Origin of the sequence: Streptomyces sp. AP-93 (assembly GCF_022808175.1) — a bacterium.
Classification (GTDB): Bacteria; Actinomycetota; Actinomycetes; order Streptomycetales; family Streptomycetaceae; genus Streptomyces.
Genome location: NZ_JALGBX010000007.1, coordinates 288,926 through 304,242, shown reverse-complemented (window position 1 = coordinate 304,242; position 15,317 = coordinate 288,926). Strand labels below are relative to the sequence as shown.

Annotated in this window: 13 protein-coding genes and 1 pseudogene; all 14 read right to left on the bottom strand. The window is 71.7% G+C overall.

Annotated features, from left to right (window positions below):
* Window positions 1–93 precede the first annotated feature (93 nt).
* A pseudogene (locus MTF69_RS14830) lies at window positions 94–270 on the bottom strand (sigma factor); the annotation flags it as partial.
* Between the two features lie 90 nt (window positions 271–360).
* Window positions 361–1,158: a VOC family protein gene (locus MTF69_RS14825; protein ID WP_243334439.1), complete on the bottom strand. Its 798-nt coding sequence runs from the start codon at window positions 1,156–1,158 to the stop codon at window positions 361–363.
* Window positions 1,159–1,351: 193 nt separating this feature from the next.
* Window positions 1,352–2,794: a GuaB1 family IMP dehydrogenase-related protein gene (locus MTF69_RS14820; RefSeq protein WP_243334437.1), complete on the bottom strand. Its 1,443-nt coding sequence runs from the start codon at window positions 2,792–2,794 to the stop codon at window positions 1,352–1,354.
* A 136-nt stretch (window positions 2,795–2,930) separates the two neighbouring features.
* A complete protein-coding gene (locus tag MTF69_RS14815; RefSeq protein WP_243334436.1) occupies window positions 2,931–4,094 on the bottom strand; it encodes an XdhC family protein in 1,164 nt (387 codons plus the stop codon).
* The gene (locus MTF69_RS14810; protein WP_243334434.1) at window positions 4,094–5,410 is read right to left on the bottom strand and encodes a transposase; all 1,317 of its coding nucleotides are present in this window, start codon (window positions 5,408–5,410) and stop codon (window positions 4,094–4,096) included. Before MTF69_RS14810 ends, MTF69_RS14815 begins: the two co-directional genes overlap by 1 nt.
* A gap of 72 nt (window positions 5,411–5,482) precedes the next feature.
* A complete protein-coding gene (locus MTF69_RS14805; RefSeq protein WP_243334432.1) occupies window positions 5,483–6,130 on the bottom strand; it encodes a TMEM175 family protein in 648 nt (215 codons plus the stop codon).
* Window positions 6,131–6,231: 101 nt separating this feature from the next.
* Window positions 6,232–6,573, bottom strand: a complete 342-nt coding sequence (locus MTF69_RS14800; protein WP_243334431.1) for a nuclear transport factor 2 family protein — start codon at window positions 6,571–6,573, stop codon at window positions 6,232–6,234.
* 12 nt (window positions 6,574–6,585) lie between these two features.
* Window positions 6,586–8,106, bottom strand: coding sequence for an ATP-binding protein (locus tag MTF69_RS14795; RefSeq protein WP_243334429.1), 1,521 nt, complete (start codon window positions 8,104–8,106; stop codon window positions 6,586–6,588).
* Entirely contained in the window at window positions 8,103–9,389 is a 1,287-nt protein-coding gene (locus MTF69_RS14790) for an MFS transporter (RefSeq protein ID WP_243334427.1), read from the bottom strand. The genes MTF69_RS14795 and MTF69_RS14790 overlap by 4 nt, the downstream gene beginning before the upstream one ends.
* 35 nt (window positions 9,390–9,424) lie before the next feature.
* On the bottom strand, window positions 9,425–10,249 hold the full coding sequence (locus tag MTF69_RS14785; RefSeq protein ID WP_243334425.1) for a xanthine dehydrogenase family protein subunit M: 825 nt from the start codon (window positions 10,247–10,249) through the stop codon (window positions 9,425–9,427).
* A complete protein-coding gene (locus MTF69_RS14780; protein WP_243334423.1) occupies window positions 10,246–12,651 on the bottom strand; it encodes a xanthine dehydrogenase family protein molybdopterin-binding subunit in 2,406 nt (801 codons plus the stop codon). The genes MTF69_RS14785 and MTF69_RS14780 overlap by 4 nt, the downstream gene beginning before the upstream one ends.
* Window positions 12,652–12,656: 5 nt before the next feature.
* Entirely contained in the window at window positions 12,657–13,193 is a 537-nt protein-coding gene (locus MTF69_RS14775) for a (2Fe-2S)-binding protein (RefSeq protein WP_243334421.1), read from the bottom strand.
* Window positions 13,178–13,792 carry an NADPH-dependent F420 reductase gene (locus tag MTF69_RS14770; protein ID WP_243334420.1) on the bottom strand — a complete coding sequence of 205 codons (615 nt, stop codon included), beginning with the start codon at window positions 13,790–13,792 and terminating at the stop codon, window positions 13,178–13,180. Before MTF69_RS14770 ends, MTF69_RS14775 begins: the two co-directional genes overlap by 16 nt.
* 37 nt (window positions 13,793–13,829) lie before the next feature.
* A complete protein-coding gene (locus MTF69_RS14765; RefSeq protein ID WP_243334418.1) occupies window positions 13,830–15,314 on the bottom strand; it encodes an aldehyde dehydrogenase in 1,485 nt (494 codons plus the stop codon).
* Window positions 15,315–15,317 lie beyond the last annotated feature (3 nt).

Sequence of the window (15,317 nt, the reverse complement as noted above, 5' to 3'; positions counted from 1 at the left end):
GTGGCCCCCTTCGGCGCTCACGGCCGGTGGTGGGCGTGCCCGTAGCCGGGCAGGAGGTCGCGCAGGGCCCGCAGGGCGTAGTAGGTACGGGACTTGACGGTTCCGGCGGGCGTCGATGGCCACGCGCCGGGCGACGGTGTACAGCCAGGGCCGCATGGAGGCGTGGGCGCCGCTCTCCAGGGCCTCGGGGTGCTTCCAGGCCCGGAACAGGGTCTCCTGGACGAGGTCCTCGGCGCGGTGGCGGTCACCGAAGGTGAGGCCGAGGAGGAATCCCCGTCGCCGTCCGGTGGGACGGCGACGGGGCCGGAGGGGAGGAGGGGGCTGGGGGGAAAGGCGGAGGTCAGGGCCCGGTGCGGGGGCTCAGTCCTGGGACGGGTTCAGCACGACGAAGTCGGCGTTCGACGGGTCGAGGCAGACCGCCAGCCGGCCGACGCCCTCGGCGTCCGCGGGCCCCATCTGCACGCTGCCGCCGCGCGCGGTGACCTCGGCGACCGCCGCGTCACAGTCGGTGACGTGGAAGACCGGGTGCCAGTAGGGCCTTCCGCCCGCCACGGCGAGGTCGTCCGCCGAGAGCTCCATGAGGCCGCCCTGCATGCGCCCCTCGGGCAGCCCGGCCGGGGTGATCAGGGTGTACGTGCCCTCGCCGCCCGGCATCGGCATGTCGCTGAACTGCCAGCCGAAGACACCCCCGTAGAACTCCCGGGCGGCCGCGGCGTCGCTCGTGTACAGCTCGGTCCAGGACAGCGAGCCCGGCTGGTCCACGAGGTCGACGCCCTTGTTCTCCCCGGGCTGCCAGACGGCGAACTGGCCCCCGAGCGGGTCGCTGTACTGCGCCATCGTGCCCCACTCGTCGAGCGTGCGCGGCTCCACCCGTACGGTGCCGCCGGCGCTCCGGACGGCGCGGGTCGTGGCCTCGGCGTCGGGGACGCTGTAGTAGATCATCCAGGCCGGCCGGGCACCGCCCTCGGTGAGCTTGCCCAGCCCGGCGACGATCTTGCCGTCCTTGCGGAACATGCCCCCTTCCATGTCCTCCCCCTCGCCCATGGACTCGTAGTCCCACCCGAGGACGGCGCCGTAGAAGGCCGCGGCGGCGGGCACGTCGGGTGCGCCGAGGTCGAGCCAGCAGGGGGAGCCGGGGACGAAGTCAGTGGTGATCATGACGACTGCCTTTCGCTGATCGGGTACGACCAGCGTGGCACCGGACACCTGCCCCCGCCCGTCGGTTCCCCCGCCCGTCGGCACCGCGCGCGCGGCCCCAAGGGCGCGGTTGCCCCGGCCGGCGAGGAAGCCGGGCCCGGACAGCACTGCGCCGGGGCCCCCGTGGGGACCCCGGCGCAGTGGTGAAGAGGAACTAGCTCCAGCTGGCGTGCAGCGGCTTGCCCTCGGCATAGCCCGCAGCGGACTGGATGCCGACGACGGCCTTCTCCTCGAACTCCGCGAGGGAGGCCGCACCGGCGTAGGTGCAGGAGGAGCGAACGCCCGCGATGATCGAGTCGATCAGGTCCTCGACGCCGGGACGGGCCGGGTCCAGGAACATCCGCGAGGTGGAGATGCCCTCCTCGAAGAGACCCTTGCGGGCGCGGTCGTAGGAGGACTCCTCCGAGGTGCGGTTCTGGACCGCGCGCGCGGAGGCCATGCCGAAGGACTCCTTGTACAGGCGGCCGTCGGCCGACTGCTGCAGGTCGCCCGGGGACTCGTACGTACCGGCGAACCAGGAGCCGATCATCACGTTGGAGGCGCCGGCGGCCAGCGCCATCGCCACGTCGCGCGGGTGACGGACGCCGCCGTCGGCCCAGACGTGCTTGCCGTGCTTCTTCGCCTCGGCCGCGCACTCCAGCACCGCGGAGAACTGCGGGCGGCCCACGCCGGTCATCATGCGGGTGGTGCACATGGCGCCGGGGCCCACACCGACCTTGATGATGTCGGCGCCGGCGTCGATGAGGTCCTTGACGCCCTCGGCGGCGACGATGTTGCCGGCCACGATCGGGACCTGCGGGTCGAGGGCGCGGACGGCCTTGATCGCGTTGATCATCGATTCCTGGTGGCCGTGCGCGGTGTCGATGACGAGCGTGTCCACGCCCGCGTCGAGCAGCTGCTTGGCCTTCTCCACGAAGTCGCCGTTGATGCCGACGGCGGCGGCGATGCGCAGCTTGCCGTTGGCGTCGGTGGCGGGGGTGTACAGGGTCGCGCGCAGCGCGGCCTTGCGGGTGAGGATGCCGACGAGCCTGCCGTCCTTGTCGACGGCGGGGGCCAGCTTGCGGTGGCCGGCGTCGAGCTTGGTGAAGGCCTCGCGGGGGTCGATGTCGGCGTCGATGAGCAGGAGCTCCTTCGACATGACCTCGGAGAGCTGGGTGAAGCGGTCCACGCCGGTCAGGTCGTGGTCGGTGACGACGCCCACCGGGCGGCCGTCCGCGTCGACGACGACGCCGGCGCCGTGCGCGCGCTTGGGCAGCAGCGACAGCGCGTCGGCGACGGTCTGGGTGGGTGCCAGCGTGATCGGGGTGTCGAGCACGAGGTGGCGGGTCTTCACCCAGGAGATCACGTCGGTGACGACGTCGATCGGGATGTCCTGCGGGATGACGACGATGCCGCCGCGGCGGGCGACCGTCTCGGCCATCCGGCGGCCGGCGATGGCGGTCATGTTGGCCACGACCAGCGGAATGGTGGTGCCGGTGCCGTCAGGCGCGGAGAGGTCGACGCCCTGGCGGGAACCGACCGCGGAGCGGCTCGGCACCATGAATACGTCGTCGTACGTCAGGTCGTACGGCGGCTTCAGGTCATTGAGAAAACGCACGTGCTGAACATCCCAGTCGTTCGGAGGTGACCCCGACAGGGCAGTCGAGGAACGCACGTACTTCATTCTCACACGACCTGGCGTTCACACCGCCCCGGCCGATCGTCCAGGAGATTTGGGGCCGGATGGTCTCTTCCTACGGGACCTTGGCCCTCCGGCCGGGCACCGGCGGGTCCGCCCGGCGATGGACGGGGCCGTGGCTCCAGGCCAGCGGGAGAATCGTTCCTCCGTACCGGACGGCCGTGAACTCGGCGGCGATGGCGAGCGCGGTCTCCTCGGGGGTCCCCCCGCCGAGGTCCAGGCCGATCGGTGAGCGCAGCCGGGCCAGCGCGGCCGCCTCCACCCCCTCCGCCCGCAGCCGCCGCGCCCGGTCTCCGTGGGTGCGCCGCGAGCCCATGGCGCCCACGTACCCGAGCGGCAGCCGCAGCGCGAGCGTCAGCAGCGGGACGTCGAACTTGGCGTCGTGGGTCAGGACGCACACGGTCGTACGGGAATCCAGGCGGCCCGCCTCCCATTCCGCGGCCAGGTGCCGGTGCGGCCAGTCCACGACCACCTCGTCGGCGTCGGGGAACCGGGCGGCCGTGACGAAGACGGGCCGGGCGTCGCAGACCGTGACCCGGTAGCCCAGGAAGGCGCCGATCCGGGCCAGGGCGGCTGCGAAGTCGATGGCCCCGTAGACCAGCAGCCGGGGCGGCTCGGCGGCCGATTCGACCAGCAGGGTCAGGGGCTGCCCGCACAGGCCGCCCGCCGTGCCCAGCTCGGCGGTGCCGGTGCGGCCGGCCGCTAGCCAGCCCCGGACCCGCTCGGCGGCGGCCCGGTCCAGCTCGGCGCCCCCGCCGAGGCGTCCCTCGTAGGAACCGTCGGCGTGCACGGCGATGGCCCGGCCCACCTGCTCCGGCGGCCCGCAGACCACCCGGCCGAGCGCGGAGCGGGCGCCGGCGCAGGCCGCGTCGAGCACCGCGCCGATGACGGGCCGCACGGGGTCGTGGCGGCGTACCGGGGTGATCAGCACGTCGAGGACTCCCCCGCAGGTCAGCCCCACCGCGAAGGCGTCGTCGTCGCTGTATCCGAAGCGGTGCACGCCGCCGCGCCCGGAGGTGATCGCCTCCAGGCACAGCTCGTGCACGGCGGATTCGACGCAGCCCCCGGAGAGGGAGCCGAGCGCGGTGCCCCCGGTGTCGACGGCCAGGGAGGCGCCCGGGCCGCGCGGTGCGCTGCCGCTGACGGCGACCACCGTGGCCACGGCGAAGTCCCGTCCTGCGGCGCACCACGCGCGTAGCTCTTCGGCGATGTCGAGCATCAGCGGATGTACTCGCGGCGCGGGCTCTGCCCGGGGATGACCGGTCTCGGCGGCAGGGCGGGGGGTCCGGCGGTGTGCGCGGCGGCGACCGTACGGGTGGGGGCAGCGGTCCGGGCCGGGCCGGGGTACGGCTCGGGGTGTGGCGGGCGGGGGCCCCGTCCGCGCGCACCGAGCAGCATCGCGGCGTGGGCGACGCTGGCGAGGGTGGCGTGGTGGTGCCAGCCGCGGAAGGAGCGGCCCTCGAAATCCCGGATTCCGGCGGGCTCGCAGACCTCGGTGAAGTCGAGCGCGACCCGGTCGGTGAGTTTGGCGAGGAGGAACAGCTGCGCGAGCGGCCGGTCGCCGATGTTGGTGATCCAGAACTCCGAGGGCAGCAGGGCGGCCTCGGTCCAGGCCCCGACGAGCAGCAGGGGGGTGGGCGGGACCGGCAGGAGCCGGTCCTCACCCGGGGCGGCGAAGATGGCGGCCGAGGTGAGCAGGGTGACCGCTCCCTCGGCGCGGCCGTGCCGGGTCCATTCGACGACGCGCCGCTGGGAGCGCAGGGAGTCGATGAGCTCGCGGGCCGGCGCGGTGTGCGGTCCGGGTTTGTGCCGGCCGGCCCCGCCGAAGGAGACGGGCAGGGTGCCGTCCACTTTGAATACGAAGGGGATGTCCTGCATCGCGAACGACTCGATGCACTGCGGCAGTTCACTGTTGGAGACTTCCATCACCACGGGCCTGCGCTGGAGTTGCCAGGTGGCGGCCATCCGCTGGACCGCGTGTACCGCGTCCTGGGCGGGGGTGAGCGAGCGGGCCGTGTCGGGGATCCCGGCCCGTCGGCGTCGCAGGAGTTCCGCCGTCCAGGGCCCGGGGAGGGTGAGGGTCCATTCGACGGGGAAGCCGGCATCGCTGGAGGTGAGCCAGATCCCGCCGGCCTGCTGACAGTTGGCGGTGCGGCCCAGCTGGGGCACGAACTGCCGCCCCACGCCGACCGATCGGTCACCGGCCTTCTCTATGACCATGGGCTGCACCACCCAGGCCAGCGGGCGCTGCGCGGTGCGTTCCAGGTGCTGGGCGAGGGACCGGCGGACGGGGGTCCAGTCCCAGGGGGATTTGCTGATGAACTGCTGCAGGCTCTGCTCGACGGAACTGGCTCCGGTTCCGGCGATGTTACGAATTGTTTTCTTTCCGTTGGTCCGCACCAGGCCGTTCAGGTATACGCGGGCCCAGTTTCGCTGGTCCCGCCGGGGTAACGACTCGAAGAAGAGCGAGATCAGAACGTCGATCAATTCGGAGATTTCCTTGGTGGATTCCTCCGGCAGGACTACGCGAGCCATCTGGGCCTCCCCCGCGACCAGCTAGATCCATTACCCTACTTGACCGCGGAGAACGGCCGTAGGTCCCGACGGCTACTTCCTGAGGTCGCTGGCAGATTCGAGCCGCTCTTCTTCTACCACGAGGGGGATGGGGATCTGGTTCGCCGCATAGTAGAGCGCGATCAGGAAGTGCGCGACGAGAGTGAGCGGAGCGGACACGAAGGCCAGTACGACGGTCAGGGGATAGGCGATGGCACCCAGGCCGAAGCGGATCCTGGTGGCCCGGGCGCCGTCCTTGTCCACCTGGTCGTGGAAGAGGTGCCCCACCCGGGTGACGTACCACCAGAAGGCCATGAACGCCAAGGCGTAGGCCACCGTGACGAGGCTGTAGAGGACGGCCGCGGCGTTGGCCGATCCCCCTTCTTCCATGAGGTGTTCGGCGAGCACGTTGGTGGTGTAGGGGATCACCGACACGACCATCAGCACCAGGAGGTTCAGGAACAGCAAAGGGCGGTCGACCCGCTTGATGTGACTGAAGATGGTGTGGTGGTTCACCCACATCACGCCGATGATGAGGAAACTCACCACATAGGCGGCGTAGTGCGGCCACTGTTCCCGCACTCCGTGCCAGAAGTCGGATCCGGTTTCTTCCGGAACTTTCAATTCCAGGACAAGGATGGTGATGATGATCGCGAATACGCCGTCACTGAATGCCTCGACCCGGCCGGTTTCCGTTTCCATGACCTCCCCTTCACGGTTCTTGCATATATCTACGGCTGTCGCACATACGGGGAGGGTGCAGTTCCCCACCCTCCCCGCACACGCTACCCAGATTTCGGCAATCAGCCGCCAAATCCGGCAGTCTGCCGCCAGATCCGGCCATCGCGGACGACAAGTGTCCCGAACGCGTGCTCCGGTTCACCATTCAGGTTCATGATCGCCCGGTAGAAGATGGTGTCGTCGGTCTCGACGTATTCCTGCAGCTCCACGAGGGTGGGCTTCACCGTCAGGTATCCGGTGAACGTCTCGCGCACCGCGTCGATGCCGACGGAGACGCCCTCGAAGCGCAACAGCACCGCGTCGTCGGTGTAGTTCTTCATGACCGCCTCGATGTCCAGGGCCGCGAGCGCGTCCATCTGCCGGACGAACACCGGGTGCAGCGTGGAGATGTCGTACTTGGGCATGTCGACTCCCTTTCAACTCTTCGATGGGGTTGGAGCGGTGGGAACTGTGGGGCCGTCCGGAACGGCGCAGGACGGATCGGTCCCGGACAGCGGCAGCCGTACGGTCATCCGGGTCTCCCCCGGGCGCGAGCGGGCCGTGATCGAACCGTGGTGGCGCTGGGTCACGATGCGGTAGCTGAGGTGCAGACCGAGACCGGTTCCCTTCCCCACGTCCTTGGTCGTGTAGAAGGGTTCGAAGATCCTCGGCAGGGATTCCCCGGGTATCCCCGAGCCGGTGTCGGCGATCTCCACCACCAGGCAGACGCCTTCGACCCGGGCGCGCAGGGTGAGGGTTCCGGCGCCCTCCATGGCGGCCGCCGCGTTGTCGACCAGGTTGGTCCACACCTGGTTCAGCTCGCTCGGATAGCCCGTCAGTTCGGGCAGGTCCGGTTCGTACGCGCGCACGATCCCGATCCCGGCGAGCTTGGCGCGCAGCACGACCAGCGTGTTCTCCAGTCCGTCGGTGACCGCGAAGCGCTGCTCGGGGGCCCGGTCGAGATTGGCGTAATCCCGGGTGGCCGCGACCAGCTGCGAGATCCGCGGACCGGCCGCCCGCAGCTCGGCGGCGAGCGAGCGGATCTCCAGGAGGGCCGCCAGGTGGTCCAGGGCCGCGGGCAGGGCCGGCTCGCCGACCCCCTCCAGCCGCTCCAGGAGCCCGCCCAGGTCCAGTCCGAGGTCGCAGACCCCCGAGCCGAGCAGCCCCGCCCGCTCCGCGCCGGCTTCCTCGGCCCAGTCGGCGATCTGCTCCTCCGCGTCCGCCTGGTCCAGCGGATCGGAGACCAACGGCGGTGCCGTCTTGTCCAGTTCCTCGGCGAGCTGGTCGAACACGGAGCGCTCGGCGTCCGTGGCGGCCGCGCCCCAGGCCTGGGCGGTGCGCGTGAGCTGGTCCAGGGCGGGCGCCAGTTCCTGCGCGGCGCGGGCCACGGCGGCGGCCGGGTTGTTCAGCTCGTGCGCGAGGCCGGCCGCCAGGGTGCCCAGGGCCTCGACGGTGGCCCGTTTGCGGGCCTGGACCTCCGAGGACTTGATGCGCCAGGCCAGCACGGGGATCAGTACGGCGGCCACCCCGTGGCAGCGGGTCAGCATCTCGAAGAAGACCGGCTTCGCGTACGCCACCACGGTGGTGGCCGGCCCGCTCGCCGCGGCCGTGGCCACGTACGCCCCGTCGGTCAGCAGCGGCAGTTCGCCGGTGAACCGGTGCGCGGCCGAGGGCTTGCCGTCGTGGTCCTCGGCGGCCGCGCTCTCCTCCTCGGTGGAGTGCCGGGTCAGGACTTCCTCGCGGCCGTCGACGACCTTGGTCACCACGAGGCCCCCGGAGAGCAGGACGTGGAAGCCCGTGGCCTCCTCCCCGTCACGGAAGAGGACCTCACCGTCGGCGAGCACCCGGGGTGCGGACACCGAGACCAGCCAGTCCAGCTGCTCCTCGGTGAGGCCCTCGAAGATCTCCAGCCCGCGCAGCGCGGTGCGCAGCTCGGCGGTACCCGGGGCAGCGCTCATGCGGTGCTCCCTTCCGTCCGGTTCCGGGCCGCCAGCCTCAGGGTGGCCAGCAGGGCGAGCGCGCACACCGCGGCGACGGTCGCCATGAAGCCGACCGAGGTGCGCTGGAGCCCGTGGATGTTGGTGAGCAGTCCGGCGAGCACGGCCGGCACGCTCATCGCGAGGTACGCGAACACGTAGACCGCGGCGGTCAGTTCGCCCCGGTGTGCGGGCTCGGCCAGTGCGCTCAGCGCACGGAAGGAGCCGAGGAAGGCGGCGCCCCAGCCGGCTCCGAGGACGGCGGTGGCCACGAGGAACGCGGGGGCCGAGCCGAGCCCGAGCGCGAGGAGCACCAGGGCCAGCCCGCCGAGCAGGCCGAACAGACCGAGGACGGCGGTGCGCAGGGCCTCGGTGCGGCCCAGCAGGAGCTGGGCGGCGGTGGCGGCGCCGGCCAGGAGGGCCACGGTGGCTCCGCCGACGAGGTAGTTGGTGCTGCTGAGCAGGGAGAGGACCAGGTGCGGGCCGAGCGAGAGGTAGAAGCCGCCGACCGACCAGACGGCCACGATGGTCAGGATCAGCACGGCGAAGCGGCCGCGCGCGGCGGCGGGGATGTGGATCCGGTGCGGGGCGATCTTCAGCCGTCCGCCGCCCCCGCCCCCGGCCCTCCCCGGGGCGCTCTCCGCCATCCGGGCCACGCCGGCCAGACAGACGGCGAAGGCCCCCACGAGCAGCAGGTAGGTCAGGACGGTCGGAGCGGGCGCGTACTGCACGAGCAGCCCGGCCCCGATGCCGCCGAGGCCGATGCCGACGGTCGGGCCGGCGCTGTTGACCTGGGCGCCGAGCGCGGGCCGGGAGCCGGGGCTGAGTTCCAGCAGGGCGGCGCCCATGGCTCCGGTGGCCAGGCCCACCGCCAGCCCCTGCACGGCGCGGGCGGCGAGCAGCAGGCCGAGGCCCTGGGCCGAGGCGAACAGGACCATGGAGACGATCGCGAGGAGCAGGCCCGCGGCGAGTACGGGCCGCCGGCCGAGGGTGTCGGACAGCGAGCCGAACAGCAGGAGTCCGGCGAGCACGGTGACGGCGTACAGGGCGAAGACCACCGTGATCATGCCGGAGGACAGGCCCCACTCCTGCTGGTAGAGCACGTAGAGGGCGGAGGGGACGGAGGAGGAGAGCATCAGCAGGACGAGGACCGCGCCCACGACCCGGAAGCCGGAGCTTCCCGGTGCGCCTGCGGAGCCGGCGGCTGGACGCAAGGGGTCCCCCGTGGTGGTCGCGGACGGCGCGGTCCGCGCTGTCGTGGGCAACGGTTCCACTGCTTCAACTCCCCCGTCGTGGGCGGTCAGGCGGTTGCCTGCACGGCCCTCGTGAGCGCGCGGGCGGTGAGTACGCCCGCGAGGTGGCCTAGGTACTCGGCCGAGGTGCCGCGCCCCGGGACGAACAGCTCCCGGGGTTCGGCGCGGAAGGCCGCGAGCACGCTCTGCGTCGTGTACGGGCCCCCGCCGAGCCGTTCTTCGACCCCGCGCAGCCGCAGTGCGCGGGCGGTGGCCCCGGTGACCGCGATGCGCGGCCCGTCGGGGGTGATGCGTACGGCGGCGGCGCAGACCGGGTAGCGGGTCGCCCGGTCGGCGGTCTTCTCGAAGGCGGCGGCGCGGCCGCCGGCCGGGACGAGCAGGGCGGTGATGACGGTGCCCGCGGGGACGCCGGAGGCGGCCAGTTCCTCGGCGCTGACCGTCGACGCCCCGCCCGGACCGGCCAGTTCGGCCGTGGCTCCGGCGGCGATCGCGGCGACGGGCAGGTCGGTGGCCCGGCCGGTGGCGGCGAGGTTGCCGCCGGCCGTGCCGAGGTTGCGCACCTGGGGGTCCCCGTTGGCGCGGGCCGCGGCGGCGATCTCCGGCGCCTCGGCCCGCAGCAGGTGGTCCGCGGCCAGTTCGGCCAGGGTGGTCATCGCCCCGATCCGGATCCCCGCGGGGGTCCGCTCGATGCCCCGGAGCTCTTCCAGCCGGCGGACGTCGACGAGCAGGGAGGCCCGGTCCTCCCCGGTGCGCAGGCCGGGCAGCAGGCTCTGCCCGCCGGCCAGCACCCGGGCGCCGGGCCGGCCGGCCAGGAGGGTCAGGGCCTCGTCGAGGCCGACGGGGCGTACGTAGTCGAATTCGGCGAGGATCACTGGGTTTCCCCTCTCAGGCGGCGCCAGACCTTCTCGGGGGTGACGGGCATGTCGATGTGCCGGACGCCCAGGTCGGACAGGGCGTCGACGACGGCGTTGACGACGGCCGCGGCGGGCGGCACGGTGGCGATCTCGCCCGCGCCCTTGGCCCCCAGCGGGTTGTGCGGGGAGGGGGTAACCGTCTTGTCCAGGGTGAAGAAGGGCGCGTCGATGGCGCGCGGCAGTGCGTAGTGGCCCAGGTCGCGGCTGACGAGCTGCCCGTCCGGGTCGTACTCGGCGTGCTCCATGAGGGCCTGGCCGAGGCCGTGCACGATGCTGCCTTCGATCTGGCCGAGCACGATCTTCGGGTTGCCGATGTTGCCGGCGTCGTCGACGGCGGTGTAGGCCACGACCTCGGTCTCGCCGGTCAGTTCGTCGATCTCGACGACCGCGACGTGCGTCCCGAAGGGGTAGTTGAAGTCCGGCGGGTCGAAGTGGGTGGTCTCGTCGAGGGCGGGCTCGATCTCGGGCGGCAGCCCCCAGCCGTACCACATGGCCATCGCCAGCTCGGCGAAGGTCTTGGTGTTCTCCTCGTTGCCCTCTTCGAAGACCTTGCCGTCCGCGTAGACGACCTTGGCCTCGGGGACGCCGAGGAAGACGGCTCCGGCCTTGACCAGCTTGCTCTTGATCTTCCGGGCCGTGAGGGCGATGGCCGGCGCGGCCATGCTGTAGGAGCGCGAGCCGTAAGTTCCCTGACCGTACGGGGCCTTCTGCGTATCCCCCTCGTACACCTGGACCTGCGCCGGGTCGATGCCGAGTTCGTCGGCGGCGACCTGCGCGAAGACGGTGCCGTGGCTCTGGCCGGTGGAGGCGGAGCCGACGGTGACGGTGACCTCGCCGGTCGGGTGGACGCGGATGTTCGCGCTCTCCCAGGTGCCGCCGAGCATGCCCTCCTTGGACATCCGGGTGGAGGGGCCGACCCCGCAGATCGCCACGTAGGAGGCGATGCCGACGCCGAGCCGCTTGCCGCGGGCGCGGGCCTCGGTCTTGCGGGCGGGCATGTCGGCGTAGCCCGAGAGCTCGATGGCCCGGTCGAAGTTGAGCTGGTAGTCGCCCGAGTCGTACGTCCAGCCCAGGCCGTTGTCGTACGGGAACTTCTCCTTCGGCACCAGGTTCTTGCGGCGCACCGCCGCCGGGTCCATACCGATCTCCGAGGCGTAGCGGTCCACGAGCCGCTCCATCAGGAACGCGGCCTCCGCGCGTCCGCTGCCGCGCTGGGCGCCGAGCGAGACGGTGTTGGTGAAGGCGGCGTAGACCTCGCAGAAGGCGGCGTCGATGTCGTACATGCCGCTGATGGAGCGGCCCATCAGGGCGGTGGCGACGCCGGGGCCGATGGTGGAGGGGTAGGCGCCGAGGTTGGCGTAGCTCGTGCAGCGCACGGCGGTGATCCGGCCGTCGCGGGTGCCGGCCAGGGTGACGTGCTGGCGGTGGTCGCGGCCCTGGACGGTGGAGTTCATCAGCCCGGTGCGGGTGTCGACCCACTTCACGGGCCGGCCGAGCGCCTTGGAGAGCAGCAGGACCAGCGGCATGTCGGGGTACAGGTACCCCTTGGTGCCGAAGCTGCCGCCGACGGTCGGGGCGATGACCCGCAGCTTGTTGAAGGGGATGCCGAGGACCAGGGCGGAGAGCAGGAAGCGGTGGTTGTGCGGGCCCTGGGTGGAGGCGTACAGCGTGTACTCGCCGGTGGCGGCGTTGTGGTCGCCGACCGCGCCGCGCGGCTCGATGGGGCTGTTGATGGTGCGCTGGTTGACCAGGTCCAGCTCGACGGTGACCTCGGCCGCGGCGATGGCCGCGTCGGTGCGGTCCTTGTCGCCGCAGGTCCAGTACGCGTTCAGGTTGCCGGGGACGGCCTCGTGGAGCTGGGGGGCGCCTTCGGCGAGGGCCTCGTCGGCGCGGGTCACCACGGGCAGCGGCTCGTACTCGACGCAGATCGCGGCGAGGGCGGCGGCGGCCTGGCGCGGGGTCTCGGCGACGACCACGGCGACGGGGTCGCCGACGTGGCGCACGGTGTCACCGGACAGCACCGGGCGGGAGCCGGGAAGTCCGTAGGGGTGGGGCGGGAAGTGGCTCTCGACCCCGCCGGGTATCCAGATGCAGGGCAGCGGCATGACGTCGGTGAAGTCGGCCGCGGTGGCCACCTTCAGCACACCCGGCAGCTGCTCGGCGGGCTTGGTGTCGATGGAGAGGATCTTCGCGTGGGCCACCGGGCTGCCGAGGATCGCCATGTGGGCGGTGCCCGGCAGGTCGATGTCACCGACGTACGTGGCCTCGCCGCGCAGGAGCTGCGGATCCTCACGGATGTCCAGCGGCTGCCCGAGCACGCCGCTGCCCTGGAGCGGGGTCTCCCCCGTGACTGCGGTCATCTCCCTCACCCCTCCTGTCCGGACGCGGCGGCGGCCTGCTCCACGGGCACCTGCGCGCGGGCCGCGGAGCAGGCGCGCTGCACTCCCCGTACGACGCTGTGGTAGCCCGTGCAGCGGCACAGGTTGCCGGTGAGCCATTCGCGGATCTCGGGCTCGGTGGGTGCCTCGCGGTCAGCGGCCTCGTTGTTGAGCACAGAGTCGACCAGTTCGCCCAGGGCCATGACCATCCCGGGGGTGCAGAAGCCGCACTGGGTGCCGTGTTCCTGGCGCAAGGCCTCCTGGAGGACGCTGAGTTCACCGCCGGGGGTGGTGACCCCCTCGATGGTGGTCACCGCGGAGCCGGCGGCTGCCGCGGTGAGGATCAGGCAGCTCTTGACGGAGCGGCCGTCGAGCTGGACGACGCAGGTTCCGCACTGTCCGGTGTCGCAGCCGACCTTGGTACCGGTCAGTCCGAGGCCGTCGCGGAGCCGTTCCACGAGCAGTTCGTTCGGCTGCGCCGCGAACTGCTCGGGTCTTCCGTTGACGTTCAGTGAGAGGTCCATGCCAGCGCCTGCGCTTCCGTGAGCGGCCGGTTGAAGAGGGGTCCGCCGGGCTGCTGGAGAATTCCTCCGGAGTGCAGCGGACCGGTGTCCACGGGAGCGAATCCGAGATCCGTGATGATTCCCGCGACTATTTCTTTGGCTTTCCCGTCGTCGCCCGCCGTGAAATGGGCCAGACGCGGCCCGGAAGCGGTTCCGGCGACGGCGAGCGTCTCGAAATGCATGGTGTTCAGGGATTTGACGATCCGGGTCCCCGGATACCATTCGGCGACGAGTTCGCTGGAGCCCCGGCCGCCGAGATCGCGGGCGTTGCCGGGGCCGTTGAACGCGTTGGTGGCGTCCACCAGCACGGTGTCCCGTACGGCGTCCTGCGCCAGCAGTCCCTGGACGCCGTCGAACGGCACCATCAGGACGAGGACTTCGGACCGGGCCGCGGCCTCGGCGGGGTGCGCCGCCGAGGCCGCGGGGCCCAGTTCGGTCAGCAGGGCCGCGAGGCTCCGCGGGCCCCGGGCGTTGGCGAGCACGACCTGGTGGTCCGCCGCCACGAGGATCCTGGCCAGGGTCGATCCGATCCGGCCTGTGCCGATGATGCCGATCCGCATGGGGGCTCCTCAGGTGGTCTCAGTGCGAGCGGGGACGTCAGTCCATTCCGATCCAGACCGACTTGGTCTGGGTGTAGCTCTCCAGGGACTCGGGGCCGCACTCGCGCCCGTAGCCGGAGGCCTTGTAGCCGCCGTAGGGCACGGCGGGGTCGTACTGGTTGTAGCAATTGACCCAGACCGTGCCGGCCTTGATCTGCGAGGCGACCCGGTGGGCGCGCCGCAGGTCCTTGGTGTGGACGCCGGCGGCGAGGCCGTACGCGCTGTCGTTGGCGATGCGTACGGCGTCCTCCTCGGTGTCGAAGGGGATGATCGACAGGACGGGTCCGAAGATCTCCTCCTGGGCGATCCGCATGCCGTTGTCGACGCCGGTGAAGATGGTCGGCAGGAAGTACAGGCCTTCGGACGAGGCCCCTTCGGGGGTCCAGCCAGTGCCGCCGGTGCGCAGGACGGCGCCTTCCTTCTCGCCGACCTCGATGTACGACCTGACCTTGTCGAACTGGCCGCGGTGGGCGAGCGGCCCGAAGAGGGTGGCCGGGTCGCGCGGGTCGCCGGGCAGCAGGGCTGCCGCGCGGGCCACGAGCCGTTCGACCATCTCGTCGTGGATCGGGCGGTGCAGCAGCAGCCGGGAGCCGGCGGTGCAGATCTCGCCCTTGTTGTAGTAGATGCCGAAGAAGGCGAGTTCCTCGGCGGCGTCGAGGTCGGCGTCGGCGAAGACGATGTTGGCGGACTTGCCGCCGAGCTCCATCGTGACCTTCTTCAGGGTGCCGGCCGCCTTGCGGATGATCGACTGGCCGACCGAGGTGGAGCCGGTGAAGGCGATCTTGTCGATGCCGGGGTGGCCGGTGAGGGTCTCCCCCAGTTCCACGCCCGGACCGGTGATGACGTTCAGCACGCCGTCCGGGATCTCCGCCTCCTGGAACAGCTCGGCGATCTTCAGGGCGGTGAGCGGGGTGGCCGGCGAGGGCTTGTGGACCACCGTGTTGCCGGCCGCGAGGGCCGGGGCGATCTTCGTCATCGACAGGAGCAGCGGGAAGTTGAACGGGGTGATGGCGCAGACCACGCCCAGCGGTTCGCGCAGGGTGTACGCGAGCTGCCCGCCGGCCGGGGCCCGTGAGGAGCCGTCCACCCGGGTCACGGCGCCGGCGTAGTAGTGCATGAGCTGGGCGGCCATGGGTGCGTCGACCGTGGAGGAGAAGGCGAAGGGCTTGCCCATGTCCACCGTCTCCAGCAGGGCGATCTCCTCCAGGTCGCGCTCGATGAGCTCCCCGACCCGGTTCAGTCGCAGCGCGCGCTCCTGGGCGGACAGTCTGCTCCAGGGACCTTCCTCGTACGCCGTACGGGCGGCGGCCACGGCCGCGTCCGCGTCGGCGGCGGCCGCCTGGGCCACCGGCACGATCTCCTGGCCGTCCACGGGGCTGATGTCCGGTTCGGTACGGCCGTCCCGGGCGGGGACCCAGGTGCCGCCGATGAACAGTTTCCCGGGGTTGGCCAAGGGCTGGTCGCTGAGCGCGCGCTTGGTCATGGC

What these genes read in the sequence shown, in the direction of transcription:
- MTF69_RS14825 (WP_243334439.1), bottom strand. Translation starts at nt 1,158, where the DNA reads ATGATCACCACTGACTTCGTCCCCGGCTCCCCCTGCTGGCTCGACCTC.
- MTF69_RS14815 (WP_243334436.1), bottom strand. Translation starts at nt 4,094, where the DNA reads ATGCTCGACATCGCCGAAGAGCTACGCGCGTGGTGCGCCGCAGGACGG.
- MTF69_RS14810 (WP_243334434.1), bottom strand. Translation starts at nt 5,410, where the DNA reads ATGGCTCGCGTAGTCCTGCCGGAGGAATCCACCAAGGAAATCTCCGAA.
- MTF69_RS14805 (WP_243334432.1), bottom strand. Translation starts at nt 6,130, where the DNA reads ATGGAAACGGAAACCGGCCGGGTCGAGGCATTCAGTGACGGCGTATTC.
- MTF69_RS14800 (WP_243334431.1), bottom strand. Translation starts at nt 6,573, where the DNA reads ATGCCCAAGTACGACATCTCCACGCTGCACCCGGTGTTCGTCCGGCAG.
- MTF69_RS14795 (WP_243334429.1), bottom strand. Translation starts at nt 8,106, where the DNA reads ATGAGCGCTGCCCCGGGTACCGCCGAGCTGCGCACCGCGCTGCGCGGG.
- MTF69_RS14780 (WP_243334423.1), bottom strand. Translation starts at nt 12,651, where the DNA reads ATGACCGCAGTCACGGGGGAGACCCCGCTCCAGGGCAGCGGCGTGCTC.
- MTF69_RS14775 (WP_243334421.1), bottom strand. Translation starts at nt 13,193, where the DNA reads ATGGACCTCTCACTGAACGTCAACGGAAGACCCGAGCAGTTCGCGGCG.
- MTF69_RS14770 (WP_243334420.1), bottom strand. Translation starts at nt 13,792, where the DNA reads ATGCGGATCGGCATCATCGGCACAGGCCGGATCGGATCGACCCTGGCC.
- MTF69_RS14765 (WP_243334418.1), bottom strand. Translation starts at nt 15,314, where the DNA reads ATGACCAAGCGCGCGCTCAGCGACCAGCCCTTGGCCAACCCCGGGAAA.